Here is a 13,763-nt window from a genome sequence, read left to right on the forward strand (position 1 = left end):
GTCCTCCACGAAGAGCATGTCGAATTTGCCGCGCTCGGCGATGCGGGCAAGCTCGATGAAATGGTCGATATCGACACCGGCCGGGGCATGGGCGTCCGGATGCCGCCATGCCGCGATATGATGGCCGCCTGCCATCAGGAAGGCGCCCAGTCTCATCTTGCGATCGCCGCTCATGATGCATGCTCCAACATTGCCGCCGGATGAGCCGGACGGGCAAGACCAAGACGATCGCGCAAAGTCCCGCCTGCATTCGCCTTGAGCAGCCCGAGGCGTCGCAATTCCGGAATCACCTCCGTGAAGAACAGGTCCCCGATCGCGAGCGTCGGTGGCAAGATCGTGAAACCGTCGACCTGGCCGAGGCCAAACCACCGCTGCAGGGCATCGGCGATCTCAGCCGGCGTGCCGACGAGACGCGACGCGGACAGCGGTTGGCTCGCCCGGTCGGCCTCACCAAATCGGAGCGCATCGCTTGCCGCCTGCGCCGCTTCGGACGTCTCTGCAATGATCGGCACTATATTTGCCAGTATGCGAACGTCCTGCCGCCGGCGTCCGGCCGCTTCGAGCAGGCGCACGAAATCGGCCGCCGTCTCGTTCGCATTTTCCGGTGTCCGATCTTGAAGCAGGACGACTTCAACACCGTGCGCTGCCAACGCTTTGTTCTCTCCGCTCACAAGCTGGGCGATAACCGGTTTGCCCTGTGGCGAGCGGTTGACGTTGAGCGGCCCGCGCACCGTAAAATGCTCGCCCCTGTGGTTGAGCACATGCATCCTGCCTGGCTCGAAGAAACGGCCCTCAGCCTTGTCGTAGAGGAAGGCATCGTCTTCCCAGCTATCCCAGAGCGCGCTCACAAGGCCGAGATATTCCTGGTCGCGTTCGAATTGGCCGGATGCGGGGATRGCTACCCAGCCTGTGYGGCCGCCGCTGATCTGATCCAACGAGGCAAAGCGCCGGGCGAGATTATAGGGCTCGTGCTGACTGGTCGCAGCAGCTGCCAGGAAGCCGATCCGGCGCGCCTTCGTCGCAAGAGCCGCGACCAGCGTCGTCGGCTCGAAGGGCGTCGCAATGGGCGAGAGATCATCGACCGGCCGGGCACCGAGCCGGTCCGAGAGCAGGACGAAATCGAACCCCGCCTCCTCCGCTATCGCAACCTGGGAAAGCAGCGCATCAAAACCGAGAGGTTCGGGCCTTGCGGCATTGCGCCAGGCCGATGGGTGATGACCGAAAGGTGTGAGAGAAAAGCCGAGATGCATCAGAAACTCCTGCACTCAGATCGAGAAAATCGCGTCGCGCGTCAGCTGCCCGGTAACAATGCCACCGCCATCGACCACCGAAAGCACATCGCTGTTGGCCGCGACCATCAGCGACAAGGCATCGCGCAGATTGGCGCTTGCGGTGACACTGGCAGCGGGTGACGAGGGGGCACCAGGCCGCATCGCGTCGGCGACCGAAAACAGGCTGAGCCGCTTGATCGCCCGGTCTATACCGACGAAATTTGCGACGAAATCGTCGACCGGATGGGAGAGGATCGCATCCGGCGCATCATATTGTACAATCTTGCCGGCGCGCATGATGGCGATGCGGTCGCCGAGGCGGATCGCCTCGTCGAGATCGTGGGTGACCAGCACCACCGTCTTGCGCACGCGTTTCAGAATCTGCTTGAACTCGTCCTGCAGCCGGGTTCTGGCGATAGGGTCGATAGCGCCGAAGGGCTCGTCCATCAACAGTACCGAGGGATCGGCCGCAAGGGCGCGCGCCACGCCGATGCGCTGGCGCTGGCCGCCGGAGAGCTGCCGCGGATAGCGCTTCAGCATTTCCTTGGGATCGAGGCCGACGAGATCGAGAAGTTCATCCGTGCGCTTGGCGATCCGCGGCTGGTCCCAGCCGAGCAGGTTCGGCACGGCGGCGATATTTTCGGCAATCGTCATGTGCGGAAAGAGGCCGACATTCTGGATGACGTAGCCGATGTGGCGGCGAAGCTTGACCGGATCGGCCCTGGTTACGTCCTCGCCATTGACGAAGATGTGCCCCTCTGTCGGCTCTATTAGCCGGTTGATCATGCGCATCGTCGTCGTCTTGCCGCAGCCCGATGGGCCGATCAGCGCAACCGTCGAGCCCTCGGGAACATCAAGCGTCAAATTATCCACCGAAGGCGCGGCACTTTCGCCATAGCGCTTGGTGACGTTCTCCATGCGGATCATGCGGCGGTTCTTTCTGCAAATAAATGCTTCTCGGCGCGGCCGAGAATGAATTCGGTGGCGAGCGCCAGGATCGCGATCGGCACGGCGCCGACGATGAGCCGCGACATGTCCATCATGCCGATGCCGGTGGCGATGAAGTCGCCGAGCCCGCCGCCGCCGATGAAGGGCGCGAGCGTCGCTCCGGCCAGCACCTGGACGRCTGCCGTGCGYGCGCCGGCAAACATCGCCGGGGCTGCCAGCGGAATGCGGATCTTCCGCAGGACCTGGCTGCGGCTCATGCCCATGCCGATCGCCGCCTCCACCGCATCGGCATCGACATCGCGCAACCCGACATAGGCGTTGAGCAGGATCGGCGGCAGGGCAAGTACGGTCAGCGCCACGATCGAAGGCAGGATGCCGATACCGAGTAGCGGCAGCATGATCGCGAGGATCGCAAGGCTCGGAATGGTTCGGAGGCCATTGACGGTATTGATGACGCCAAAGGCGAAGCGACCGTAATTGACGATCAGGACAGCCAGCGGCAGCGCTATGGCAAGCGCGATCGCCAACGACACGCCGGACATCAGGAGATGGCGTCCGAGGGCGCGGAAGAATTCGTCCTGGTGATCGACGATCCAGAAAAAGGCAGTGCTCAGCATGCGCGTGCCCTCACTGCCAGCGCACCAGGGCCTGCTCGGCCCGGGTGAGAATGAAATCGAAGATGATGGCCAGCAGTGCCGTCAGAATGCCGCCGACCAGGATCTTCTCGGCATATTCCTGATCGATGCCGATCAGGATGATGGTGCCGAGCCCCCCGCCATCGATGAAGGCAGCGACTGTCGCAATGCCGATAACGGTGACGAGCGCGATGCGGGCGCCGGAGACGATCAGTGGCAGGGCGAGCGGTAGTTCGATGCGGAAGAGCCGCTGCCATGGGCCGTAGCCCATGCCGTCGGCGGCATCGAGCACATCGGCCGGAACGCCGCGGATACCGGTGACGACGTTGCGCAGCAGGATCAGCAGGCAATAGGAGGAAAGCCCTATCAGCGCCGGCTTCATGCCGAGACCGACGAAGGGGATCAAAAGCGCAAAGAGCGCCAGGCTCGGAATGACGAAGATGATGTTCGTTACCGTCAGCGCGAAGGCATAGAGCCGAGGCCGTCGGGCGCAGACGATACCGAGCACGAGCGCGATCGCAAGGCCGATGAGCACGGATGAAATCGACAGCACCAGATGCTGCCAGACGGCAAGCGCGATTTCCGGAATATGCTTGGGTGCCCAGTTCAAACGCGAGAAATCCTGTCTGCACGATCACGACAAAGCGGCGAAGCTCCAAGCTTCGCCGCATTTTTTCTTCAGGGAAAGCGAAACTTGCGTATCGCTGTCGATCAGATGCCCTTGGCCTTCAGGAATTCCGCGGCGACGTCGGCCGGTTCTTCCTTGTCGCGATCGACCTTGGCATTCAGCTCGCGCATGGTCTCGTTGTTGAGAAGCGGGCTCACCTTGTTCAGAACCTCGGCGATCTTCGGGTTCTTGGCGAGTGCATCCTGGCGCACGACCGGCACGAGGTAATAGGGCGGGAAGAGATGTTTGTCGTCGTCGAGCACGACCAGCTTGTTATCGGAGATCTGCCAGTCGGTTGCAAAACCATAGGAGACGTCGAGGTCCTTGCTCGTCAGTGCGCTGTAACGGATGCCGAGCTTGGCGAAGATCTTGAATTCCTTGAACTCGATGCCGTAGACCTGCTTCAGGCCCGGCAATCCGTCCTTGCGCTCGCCAAAGCCGCCTTCAGCGCCGAAGGTGAGGCCCTTGGAGACCGGACCGAGATCACTCAGCGTCTTCAGCTTGTACTTTTCGGCGGTTTCCGGAAGTGTGATGATTGCATAGCCGTTGTTGATCTGCGTCGGCTRCAGAAGCGTCAGCTTGAGGTTCTTCTCGTAGTAATCCTTGACGTCGGAATAGATCTTGTCGGCGGAACCTGACAAGTCGCCCTTGACGACGGCGGCAAGCGCCGTGCCGGTATATTCCGGATAGAGATCGATATCGCCGTTCGTCAGCGCCGTGTGGGCGACGAGCGTAGCACCGAGGTTGAGGTGGCGCTCGACTTCGACACCAGCCTTTTCAAGCGCCTGGGCGTAGATTTCGGCGACGACGAACTGTTCGGTGAAATTCTTGCTGCCGATCTTTACCGCATCGGCCTGCGCCGGTGCACCCACGAAGGCGGCCAGGATGGCGCCGGCAAAGAGCCCGGCGAAGGATTTCGAAAGCATTGCGTTCCCTCATTTGACATTCGAATTGTTCAGGAGAGGTGATAGCGGTTTCCAATGATCCGAGCGCGGAATGGAATACCAATTTTCTACCGATTTAGGTGAAATTTAATCCCCAAGAGAACGCTTGGCCATCGCACTACAGGATGCGCGTGGCAAACCGGCACAGACAACAACACAGCCCGATCATCGAAGGGTCGGAAGAAGGTGTAGCCGGTCAAGATCGGCTATCTGCCACCGGCCATTGCAGGCGAATACCGGCGACGCCAGCGCACTGGTTTTCCAATCAGTCCGTAGGCCACCGCCCGAGAGGCCGAGCTGCTCCAAGAATGCCGGCCATTGGCAGCGAGACTTGCATGCCATTGATAGCGAGAGGATTGACCTATAACATTGCCACAGCGGCAAGCGGCCGCGCAACAATCAGGAGCTTCCATGCCTACCGGTACAGTCAAATTTTTTAACGATGACAAGGGGTTCGGCTTCATCACCCCTGAGAATGGTGGGGCGGATGTATTTGTGCATGTCTCTGCCCTGCAACAAGGCGGATCTTTGAGAGAGGGACAAAAGGTAAGCTACGAGCTGGGCCAAGACCGCAAGACCGGAAAGTCGAAAGCAGAGAACGTCGACACGCTTTGATCAAGTCCACGGCTTTGAATAGCCAGCTATTCTCGTCCGGTCATTACATTGATATCTGATCCCGCTCGCAGCAGCGAGAGGGTATAGATGCCAAAGTAGCGGCTTCACGACGATACATGATCAACCTCCGTTGATCGGGCTTGAGGCAACCAGCATCTTCACGACAAATCAGGGCCGAGACTTGTGAAACCCTTGCTCATCTCGGTGAGGGCGAACTGCTGGAGCGTCGGCGGAAAACTGCCTGCAAGCACGACGATTGAGAAGGAGTTCGGCCGGCGTCAAATTTCCTCCGCCAAACGGGCGAGATTCTAACACCGGCCGTCCGTCCCTTTATTGATGGTCACCGTCCTGAATAGGGGCCCTGCCTGGCTGATCGTGGGGGCTAACAATACGGTCGCACTCGGTCTCGTCGGAAGCGTCATACGGCCCTCCACGAAGATCGACAATCACCGCAAGTTCTCCCCCGATTGGCGATGTAGTTCTCCCGCCTCTTGCGGCCGCATGCGCCGGCTCCTTTCAAGATCACGCTTGCGTGTTTACCCGCAAGAGCTTTCCTGCCCCGGCATCCTCTTCATCTCCAGAACCTGAAGGTCGTGCGGCAAATGTCCAACTCGGCGGCGACGGTGTATACTGCCTGAGAGATCGACTGGATCGCACATGGCGCATGTAATTCCTGGATGTCTAATATGACATCAAAAACAAATCATAGAAAAGCACCGCGATGCCGTCTACAAGTCAATGGACTGAAATGCGAACGAGACAGAAGGTAGACCATGAACGTCAAGACACCGAACGCGATTGATACCTATGTCGGCATGCGCATGCGCAGGCGCAGGCAGCTTCTCGGCATGAGCCAGGAGCGGCTTGCCGAGCAGATCGGCGTTACCTTTCAGCAGGTGCAGAAGTACGAAAAGGGCATCAACCGCATCGGCGCAAGCCGCCTGCAGCGGATCGCCGAAGTGCTGCGCACCTCGCCGGCCTTCTTTTTCGAACAGGATGATTCGCAAGCGCCGAGCCTTGCCGGCCTCGATCTTTCCGCCCCCGTAGATCCGGTCGCAGAATTTTTGCGGTCGAAGGAGGGCCTCGTCCTCAACAGAGCCTTTGTGAAGATCGAAGACCGGCGCATCCGCGAGACGATCATCTCGCTCGTCAATGCGATGGCGCAAGCCGAAAGCAGCGACATCCCGTTGGACGCGCTGAGAATGGATGAGCCGGAATCCCGCCCAGAATAAGCAGGCGATAGCGGTCCGATGACCCTCAGGCTTAAGTCATTCGGCGCATTGCGGCTGCAGGACGCGGCGGAAGAACCTGTCGCCTTCCCCGAAAAGGGCCTGTTGGCGATTTGCTATCTGCTCGACTGGCCTGACAGCGAATGCCCGCGGGGCGCACTCGCCCGTTTTCTGTGGGACAGTCACGACAACCCCGATATCATGGCGAACCTGCGCAAGATGATTTCGCGCGTCCAGGCGCGGCAGGCAGAACTCGGCGTGGAACTGCTGGTCTTTACGGCAACTGGCGTGCGGATCAGGCGGGAGGTCTTCGTGGCTGATCGCTCCGAACTTGATATGCCATCCTCGGCCGATCCGCTCGAAATGCTGCAACGGCTCGTATTCCTGCTACGGCAGGAGTTCCTTGCCGATCTCGCCGATCAAAGCGCCAGCACACGAGAATGGGTATCCAGCGAGCGCAACCGGCATATAGCGATCCTCGTCGACGTGCTGAAGCGGGCGCTGCCGGAAGCGCGCTCGCGGACCGATATCGGCCTCTTCAAGGAGGCCGCGCTCAGGATTTTCCGCGATGCGCCCGATGACGATAGCATCCGCCATATCCTGCTGGAGGCCTATGAGGCCGAGGGGCATCTGGAAAACGCCAGGCAGCTTTTCGAAAGCCGCCGGCGCGATCTCCAGCACTCGCTAGAGGTCGGCCTCGACCTGCAGGCACTGAAGGAAGTGCGCAAGATTTTCGATGCCGGCAGGACGCCAGCTCTGCCGGCTGCGCCGTCGATTGAAAGCGGCATCATCCTGAAAACTGCGCCCCTGCCCCGTCTTGCCCTGTTGCCGCCGGTCGAAGCCAGCGATCTCGGGGCCCTGCCGGTGCTCTCGGAGGCGCTGATCGAAGACGTGACCATCGGCCTTTGCGCCCTGAACAGCGTCTCGGTCGTCGCGCCGCATACCGCCGCGCAGATCGCGCGCCATGCCGATAGATCGGGCATGATCCTGCGTCATTCGATCTCCTACGTGCTCGATACGCGACTGACCACCGGCAGCGGGATGCCATCGCTGTTCGTCCAGCTCGTCTACGCCGCCAGTGATGAGGTCATCTGGGCCGAGCGCTTCAGCCTCGAAAAATACGACCTGATCACCAACCGGCGGGAGATCGCGCGGCGCATCGCCAGGGAGCTCTCCGGGCAGATTCGCCAGAACGAGACCGTGCGCGGGGCTTTCGAAAACAACCCTGCCGCCTATCACAGCTATCTCCTGGGCTTCCGCGACATGAAGCGGCTTTCGCTGCCGGATATTCGCCGCGCGCGGAAGGCTTTCCGCACAGCGTTGCAGCACAGCGCCCATTTCTCACCCGCCCTTGCCGGCCTTGCGCGTACCTTCCTTGTCGAATGGCTGCTGACGGCCCGCGGCGATGGCGAACTGATCCAGCTTGCGGAAGATTATGCAAACCAGGCGATCGTCGCCGATCCGTCGTTGGCTTCAGGCTTCCGCCAGCTCGGCGTCGCCAAACTCTATCTGAACGACCTCGATGAAAGCGTGGTGGCCCTGAAGGTCGCCGAGGAACTCAGCCCGCATTATGCCGACGGCATCGCAAGTTATGCCGACACGCTCGTGCATGCCTCGCGCCCGGCCGATGGACTGGCCAAGATTGAGCGGGCGATCTCGCTCAATCCGCTGAGCCCTGCCGATTATCTCTGGACCGAGGCCGGCGCGAATTTCGCTCTTTCCAACTATACCGAAGCGCTGGACGCGATCGGCAAAATGGATGACCGAACGCCCGCCGACCGGCTTGCGGCCGCTTGCTGGGCGATGCTCGGCGACGTGGAAAAAGCCCGTCTCTACATGCGCAAGGCACGCAAAACCCATCCGGATTTCGAAGTCGACAAATGGCTGTCGCTCGTGCCCTTCAAGGAGGCCTGGCAGAAGGAACAGTATCGCGAGGCCCTGCGAAAGGCAGGCTTCTGACACGTTCGGTCCATACCGCAGAGTTGCCGCCTGCCAATACGCCAGCCAGACTGGTGTCACGCCCATGTCACGCGCTTTCCTCGACCACATCCGCTAGAACTCCTCCCAACACGGCTGGGGAGCTCAGTGAGAATGGCAATGGAAGACATCATCGAACTCGGGACCGCCGAGAAGGACCAACGGCTGCGGGATATCGCATCGCTCGCGCGGCTCGTTTCCTACGCTCGTCAGAACGCCCGGGAACTCAATGCAGAATTCTCGGTCTATTGCCTCGACCTCGCGCTCGGCGCGCTGCTGCAGGACCTCACCGAGAGCGGCATAAACCTGCCCGTGGAGGGAACGGTCGAAGATGCGCCGGCAGGCCTGGTGCATTGAAGGTCGATGGCTTACCCCCGCCAGCGTCAGCGGATTAGGTGCTGCGAAATGGCAGGCGGTGAACTGGTTCGGCGGGACTTCGCAGCGCGGGAGCCGATCAACCTTGCAGATGTCCTTCAGCGACGATCATCCGCCTTTCGGGAGAACTCGTCGAACGGCGCGAAGCAAAAGACCCGGTAAGACCGCGTCGAGCAGGCTCACATGTGAAGCGCGTTCCCCAAAGCCTTGAGCGCTGCTTCCATGACCGCCTCACTGCGGGTCGGATGAGCATGGATCGTGCCAGCGATATCCTCCAGCCGCGCGCCCATTTCGATGGCGAGCGCAAAGGCGGCCGAGAGTTCGGAAACCCCAGCGCCCACCGCCTGCAGGCCGAGAACGAGATTGGTATCGGCCCGCGCCACCACCCGCACAAAGCCCTCTTCCGACAGCATCGTCATCGCCCGTCCATTGGCGCTGAAGGGAAACTGACCGGTCCTGATGTCGTAACCCTGGGCGCGGGCTTCGGCCGGCGACAGGCCGGCGCTGACGATTTCCGGATCGGTAAAGCAGATAGCCGGAATGCAGCGCTTGTCCCATGCACGCTTCTTGCCCGCGATGATTTCCGCCACCATCTCTCCCTGCGCCATCGCTCGATGCGCCAGCATCGGCTCGCCGGTGACATCGCCGATCGCATAGATGCCGCGCATCGAAGTCCGGCAGCGGTCGTCGATCCTGAGAAAGGGCCCGGCGCGGTCGAGATCCAGTTCTTCAAGCCCCGAGCCCGCGGTTCGCGGACGACGGCCGACAGTGACGAGAATGCGGTCGGCCGGCAGCGCCTGCTGCCCTCCGTCAGGCATTTCGACGACCAGCCCATCGCCGGCATCGGAAAGGCCGATCGCCTTGGCACCAGTCAGCACGCGGATGCCACGCTCGGTCAGCTTGCGCATGACGGGACGGACGAGTTCGGCATCATATTGCGGCAAGACCTGCTGAGTTGMTTCTACCACGGTCACCTGCGACCCCATCTTGGCAAAGGCTGTTCCGAGTTCCAGCCCGATATAACCGCCGCCGATCACGACGAGATTCTTCGGCAATTCCGTCAGCGACAGCGCCTCGGTGGAGGACATCACCCGGCCACCGAAGGGCAGGTTCGCGAGTTCCACCGGATCCGAGCCGGTGGCAATGACAACGGTTTCGGCGCGAATGATCTGCTGTCCGGTCTCCGTCTCCACCTCGACCGTCTTGCCGTCTCGGAAACGGGCGCGGCCGTGGACGATCTTCACGCGCGCCTTCTGTAGGAGGCCGGAGACACCGCCTGTGAGCCGGCCGACGATTCCGTCCTTCCAGGTGATGGTCTTGGAAAGATCGATGGAAACGCCTTCGACGCGGATGCCCATCGGATTTTTGCCGGCCAGCATTTTCTGCGTGGCATCGAATTCTTCTGCGGCGTGGATCAGTGCCTTGGAGGGAATGCAGCCGACCGTCAGGCAGGTGCCACCAGGCTTGCCGGCCTCGACGATAACTGTATCGACACCCAGCTGGCCGGCGCGAATGGCGCAGACATAACCGCCTGGGCCGGCGCCGATGACGAGGAGCTTACAGACAATCTCTTTCATGGCTCAGCCTTCGATGAAAATAAGTGCCGGCGTTTCGAGTAGCGTGCGGATGCGCTGCACGAAGGTCGCCGCATCCCAGCCGTCGATGATGCGGTGATCAAAGCTGGAGGAGAGGTTCATCATCTTGCGCGGCACGAACTGCGCGCCGTCCCAGACCGGCCGCGTGGCGATCTTGTTGACGCCAATGATCGCCACTTCCGGATGATTGATGACGGGCGTGGAAACAATGCCGCCGAGTGCGCCGAGCGAGCTGATGGTGATGGTCGATCCTGACAATTCGTCGCGCGTGGCCGTACCGGAGCGGGCGGCTTCCGCCAGCCGGTTCATTTCGACTGCGCAATCGAAGATGCCGCGAGCCTCGGCATGGCGCACGACAGGCACGGTCAGACCCGCCGGCGTCTGTGTGGCTATGCCGATATGCACGGCGCCATGGCGTGTGATGATGCCGGCATCGTCATCGAAGGTGGCGTTGACGTCGGGTTGCGCAGCAATGGCTCTGACCAAAGCGCGCATCAGGAAAGGCAGCACCGTCAGCTTGGGGTGCTCGGATTTGCGGTCGGCATTCATGGTGGCGCGCAGCTCCTCGAGGGCCGTCATGTCCACCTCTTCCACATAGGTGATGTGGGGAATGCGCGACGTGGAGAGCACCATCTTCTCGGCGATGCGGCGGCGAAGGCCGGTCAGCTTGATCTCCTCGGTCGCCGTCTTCTTCGCCAGGCCGGCCCGCGCCGAAGCGGGTACCGCACCCTGGTTCAGGAACTGCTCGATATCCTCGCGCAGGATGCGGCCGGCTGGGCCGGTACCCTGAACCTGCCTGAGATCCACGCCGCTCTCGCGCGCGAAGAGCCGCACGGACGGCGCGGCGAGCGGCTTTTCGGCCGGTGGACTTGCCGGGGACGATGCCTTTGAAACGGACTTCGGAGCGTCGGCTTTCACCGGCTCGGCGGGGCGCGGTTGGGGGATGGTTTCAGGTTCCGCAACCCCTGTCTCGCCTGCCGTCTCGATGCGCACCAGCGGTGCCTTGACCGCGATTCGGTCGCCCACCTCGCCCCCAAGCCAGGTCACCGTGCCGTTGACGGGCGACGGGATTTCGACTGTGGCCTTGTCGGTCATGACGGCGGCGATCACCATGTCCTCGCGCACCGGATCGCCGGTCTTCACGTGCCATTCCACTAGCTCGGCCTCGGCGACCCCTTCGCCGACGTCGGGCATCTTGATGATGAATTCGCCCATGGCTCAGGCCTCCATGACTTCGGCAAGCGCGCGTCCGACGCGGCCGGGTCCGGGGAAATAATCCCACTCCTGCGCATGCGGATAGGGCGTGTCCCAGCCGGCGACGCGTACGACCGGCGCTTCCAGATGGTAGAAGCAATGTTCCTGCACCAGCGCCACAACCTCGGCGCCGAAGCCGGAGGTCAGGGTCGCTTCATGAACGACGACGCAGCGGCCGGTTTTGGTGACGGATTTGACGATCGTGTCGAGATCGAGCGGCAAGAGGCTCCTGAGATCGATCACCTCGGCATCGATGCCAGCATCCTCGGCGGCAGCCAGCGCCACATGCACCATGGTGCCGTAGGCAACGACTGTTACCGCCGCTCCTGCGCGCCGCACTTCGGCTTTGCCGATCGGGATCGTATAGTGCCCTTCCGGCACCTCGCCGAGATCATGTTTCGACCAGGGCGTGACCGGCCTCTCATGATGACCGTCGAAGGGGCCGTTATAAAGTCGCTTCGGTTCCAGGAACATCACGGGGTCGGCATCCTCGATGGCTGCGATCAACAGGCCCTTGGCGTCATAGGGGTTGGACGGCACGACCACTTTCAGGCCGCAGACGTGAGTAAAGAGTGCTTCCGGGCTCTGGCTGTGCGTCTGGCCACCGAAGATGCCTCCACCGGTCGGCATGCGCACGACGATCGGGCAGGTGAAGTCGCCATTGGAGCGATAGCGGATGCGCGCCGCCTCCTGCGTCAGCTGATCGTAGGCAGGATACATGTAGTCGGCGAACTGGATTTCGACACAGGGCTTCAGCCCATAGGCCGCCATCCCGATCGCCGTGCCGACAATGCCGGATTCGTTGATCGGCGCGTCGAAGCAGCGTGTCTTGCCGTATTTCGCCTGCAGGCCCTGCGTGCAGCGGAAGACACCGCCGAAATAGCCGACGTCCTCGCCGAAAACCACGACATTGTCGTCGCGCGCCATCGAGACGTCCATGCCGCTGCGCACGGCCTCGATCATCGTCATCCGGGCCATGTCAGTATCCCGCCTTCTGCCGCTGGCGGCGGATATGCGGCGGCATCTCAGCATAGACGCCCTCGAAGATGTCGCGCACCGAGGGCTTGCCGCCGTCGTGGAGCGTGCCGTGCCCTTCGGCCTGACGTTGGGCCTCGATCACCTCATCCAGGATTTCCGCTTCGGCCTGAGTATGGCGCTCTTCCGACCAGACGCCCCTGACGATCAGGTGTTTCTTCAGCCGCAGAACGGGATCGCCGAGCGGCCATGCTTCCGATTCCGTCTTCGGCCGATAGGCGCTCGGATCATCGGACGTCGAATGGGCTCCGACGCGATAGGTGACATATTCGATCAGCGTCGGGCCGAGATTGCGCCGGGCTCGCTCCGCCGCCCAGCGGGCGACGGCATGGACGGCGAGATAGTCGTTGCCATCGACCCGCAGCGCCGGAATGCCGAAGCCGAGGCCGCGGGCGGCAAATGTGCCGGAGCCRCCGCGGGCAATGCCCTGGAAGGTGGAGATCGCCCACTGATTGTTGACGATGTTGAGAATAACAGGCGCCTTGTAGGTGGAAGCAAAGACCAAAGCCGAATGAAAGTCCGATTCCGCCGTCGAGCCGTCGCCGATCCAGGCGGCTGCTATGCGGCTGTCATTCTTGATCGCCGAGGCCATGGCCCAGCCCACCGCCTGAACATATTGCGTGGCGAGATTTCCGGAGATGGTGAAGAAGCCATGCTCCTTGGAGGAATACATGATCGGCAGCTGCCGACCGCGTAGCGGATCACTCTCGTTCGAGTAGATCTGGTTCATCATCTCGACCATCGGATAGTCGTCTGCGATGAGCAGGCCAGCCTGGCGATAGGTTGGAAAATTCATGTCGCCCTTCTGCAGCGCCTTGCGGAAGGCGCAGCTGACGGCCTCTTCGCCGAGATGCTGCATGTAGAAGGAGGTCTTGCCCTGCCGCTGCGCCATCAGCATGCGGGCATCGAAAGCGCGCAGCTTCATCATGTTGCGAAGCCCGGTCAGCAATTCCTCGTCCGTCGACGACCCTGCCCATGGACCGACCGCCTCGCCGTCACGGTTCAGCACGCGGATGATCGAGTAGGCGAGATCGCGGATGTCCTCCGACGCGACATCTACTTCCGGCCGCGGCACGACACCGGCCTTGGCGATCTTGACGTTGGAAAAATCTGGCTGGCCGCCCGAGCGGACGGCGGGTTCGGGGACATGCAGGCTCAAACGAGCAGATTCCACCATATTATCTCTTTCCTCCCTTTATCGGCCTTGCTTCTCCTCCA

13 protein-coding genes and 1 pseudogene are annotated in these 13,763 nt (G+C 61.7%); 4 read left to right on the forward strand and 10 right to left on the reverse strand.

Translation table 11 applies throughout. The features are described 5' to 3' along the window. The 6 genes and pseudogenes from AC1D35_RS13845 to AC1D35_RS13870 form a co-directional block, all read right to left on the reverse strand. Positions 1-174, reverse strand: a pseudogene (locus AC1D35_RS13845) (nitrilotriacetate monooxygenase); the annotation flags it as partial. Next, positions 171-1,250 (reverse strand): LLM class flavin-dependent oxidoreductase, encoded by a 1,080-nt coding sequence (locus AC1D35_RS13850; protein ID WP_477938710.1) that lies wholly within the window; start codon positions 1,248-1,250, stop codon positions 171-173. The pseudogene AC1D35_RS13845 and the gene AC1D35_RS13850, both read right to left, overlap by 4 nt. A gap of 15 nt (positions 1,251-1,265) precedes the next feature. Continuing rightward, complete coding sequence (locus AC1D35_RS13855; RefSeq protein WP_477851998.1) at positions 1,266-2,198, reverse strand: ABC transporter ATP-binding protein; 933 nt, start codon at positions 2,196-2,198, stop codon at positions 1,266-1,268. Further along, a complete protein-coding gene (locus AC1D35_RS13860; RefSeq protein WP_477938712.1) occupies positions 2,195-2,836 on the reverse strand; it encodes an ABC transporter permease in 642 nt (213 codons plus the stop codon). The genes AC1D35_RS13855 and AC1D35_RS13860 overlap by 4 nt, the downstream gene beginning before the upstream one ends. A 10-nt stretch (positions 2,837-2,846) precedes the next feature. Beyond that, positions 2,847-3,464, reverse strand: a complete 618-nt coding sequence (locus AC1D35_RS13865) for an ABC transporter permease (protein WP_113183801.1) — start codon at positions 3,462-3,464, stop codon at positions 2,847-2,849. A 101-nt stretch (positions 3,465-3,565) separates the two neighbouring features. Then, positions 3,566-4,447 carry a glycine betaine ABC transporter substrate-binding protein gene (locus AC1D35_RS13870; protein WP_477938714.1) on the reverse strand — a complete coding sequence of 294 codons (882 nt, stop codon included), beginning with the start codon at positions 4,445-4,447 and terminating at the stop codon, positions 3,566-3,568. Between the two features lie 429 nt (positions 4,448-4,876). Between AC1D35_RS13870 and AC1D35_RS13875 the strand changes: the two genes are divergently transcribed. The 4 genes from AC1D35_RS13875 (at position 4,877) to AC1D35_RS13890 (ending at position 8,643) form a co-directional block, all read left to right on the forward strand. Continuing rightward, the gene (locus tag AC1D35_RS13875) at positions 4,877-5,080 is read left to right on the forward strand and encodes a cold-shock protein (protein WP_113298756.1); all 204 of its coding nucleotides are present in this window, start codon (positions 4,877-4,879) and stop codon (positions 5,078-5,080) included. 773 nt (positions 5,081-5,853) lie between these two features. Then, positions 5,854-6,312 (forward strand): helix-turn-helix domain-containing protein, encoded by a 459-nt coding sequence (locus AC1D35_RS13880; protein ID WP_113308920.1) that lies wholly within the window; start codon positions 5,854-5,856, stop codon positions 6,310-6,312. Positions 6,313-6,330: 18 nt separating this feature from the next. Beyond that, positions 6,331-8,268, forward strand: a complete 1,938-nt coding sequence (locus AC1D35_RS13885; RefSeq protein ID WP_477938716.1) for an SARP family transcriptional regulator — start codon at positions 6,331-6,333, stop codon at positions 8,266-8,268. A 138-nt stretch (positions 8,269-8,406) separates the two neighbouring features. Then, positions 8,407-8,643, forward strand: coding sequence for a hypothetical protein (locus tag AC1D35_RS13890; protein WP_113298753.1), 237 nt, complete (start codon positions 8,407-8,409; stop codon positions 8,641-8,643). A 197-nt stretch (positions 8,644-8,840) separates the two neighbouring features. Here AC1D35_RS13890 and lpdA read toward each other — a convergent pair whose 3' ends face one another. Genes lpdA through AC1D35_RS13910 form a run of 4 tightly spaced genes read right to left on the reverse strand, consistent with a single transcriptional unit; the run spans position 8,841 to position 13,722 of the window. Then, the gene (lpdA, locus tag AC1D35_RS13895; protein ID WP_477938718.1) at positions 8,841-10,238 is read right to left on the reverse strand and encodes a dihydrolipoyl dehydrogenase; all 1,398 of its coding nucleotides are present in this window, start codon (positions 10,236-10,238) and stop codon (positions 8,841-8,843) included. Between the two features lie 3 nt (positions 10,239-10,241). Continuing rightward, the gene (locus AC1D35_RS13900; protein WP_113308916.1) at positions 10,242-11,471 is read right to left on the reverse strand and encodes a dihydrolipoamide acetyltransferase family protein; all 1,230 of its coding nucleotides are present in this window, start codon (positions 11,469-11,471) and stop codon (positions 10,242-10,244) included. 3 nt (positions 11,472-11,474) lie between these two features. Next, the gene (locus tag AC1D35_RS13905; RefSeq protein WP_477852002.1) at positions 11,475-12,488 is read right to left on the reverse strand and encodes an alpha-ketoacid dehydrogenase subunit beta; all 1,014 of its coding nucleotides are present in this window, start codon (positions 12,486-12,488) and stop codon (positions 11,475-11,477) included. A gap of 1 nt (position 12,489) precedes the next feature. Then, positions 12,490-13,722 carry a thiamine pyrophosphate-dependent enzyme gene (locus tag AC1D35_RS13910; RefSeq protein WP_477938720.1) on the reverse strand — a complete coding sequence of 411 codons (1,233 nt, stop codon included), beginning with the start codon at positions 13,720-13,722 and terminating at the stop codon, positions 12,490-12,492. Positions 13,723-13,763: the final 41 nt, after the last annotated feature.

The sequence above is a fragment of the Rhizobium sp. P1_E6 genome (genome assembly GCF_056405875.1).

What these genes read in the sequence shown, in the direction of transcription:
- AC1D35_RS13885 (WP_477938716.1), top strand. Translation starts at nt 6,331, where the DNA reads ATGACCCTCAGGCTTAAGTCATTCGGCGCATTGCGGCTGCAGGACGCG.
- AC1D35_RS13880 (WP_113308920.1), top strand. Translation starts at nt 5,854, where the DNA reads ATGAACGTCAAGACACCGAACGCGATTGATACCTATGTCGGCATGCGC.
- AC1D35_RS13900 (WP_113308916.1), bottom strand. Translation starts at nt 11,471, where the DNA reads ATGGGCGAATTCATCATCAAGATGCCCGACGTCGGCGAAGGGGTCGCC.
- AC1D35_RS13905 (WP_477852002.1), bottom strand. Translation starts at nt 12,488, where the DNA reads ATGGCCCGGATGACGATGATCGAGGCCGTGCGCAGCGGCATGGACGTC.
- AC1D35_RS13855 (WP_477851998.1), bottom strand. Translation starts at nt 2,198, where the DNA reads ATGATCCGCATGGAGAACGTCACCAAGCGCTATGGCGAAAGTGCCGCG.
- AC1D35_RS13890 (WP_113298753.1), top strand. Translation starts at nt 8,407, where the DNA reads ATGGAAGACATCATCGAACTCGGGACCGCCGAGAAGGACCAACGGCTG.
- AC1D35_RS13875 (WP_113298756.1), top strand. Translation starts at nt 4,877, where the DNA reads ATGCCTACCGGTACAGTCAAATTTTTTAACGATGACAAGGGGTTCGGC.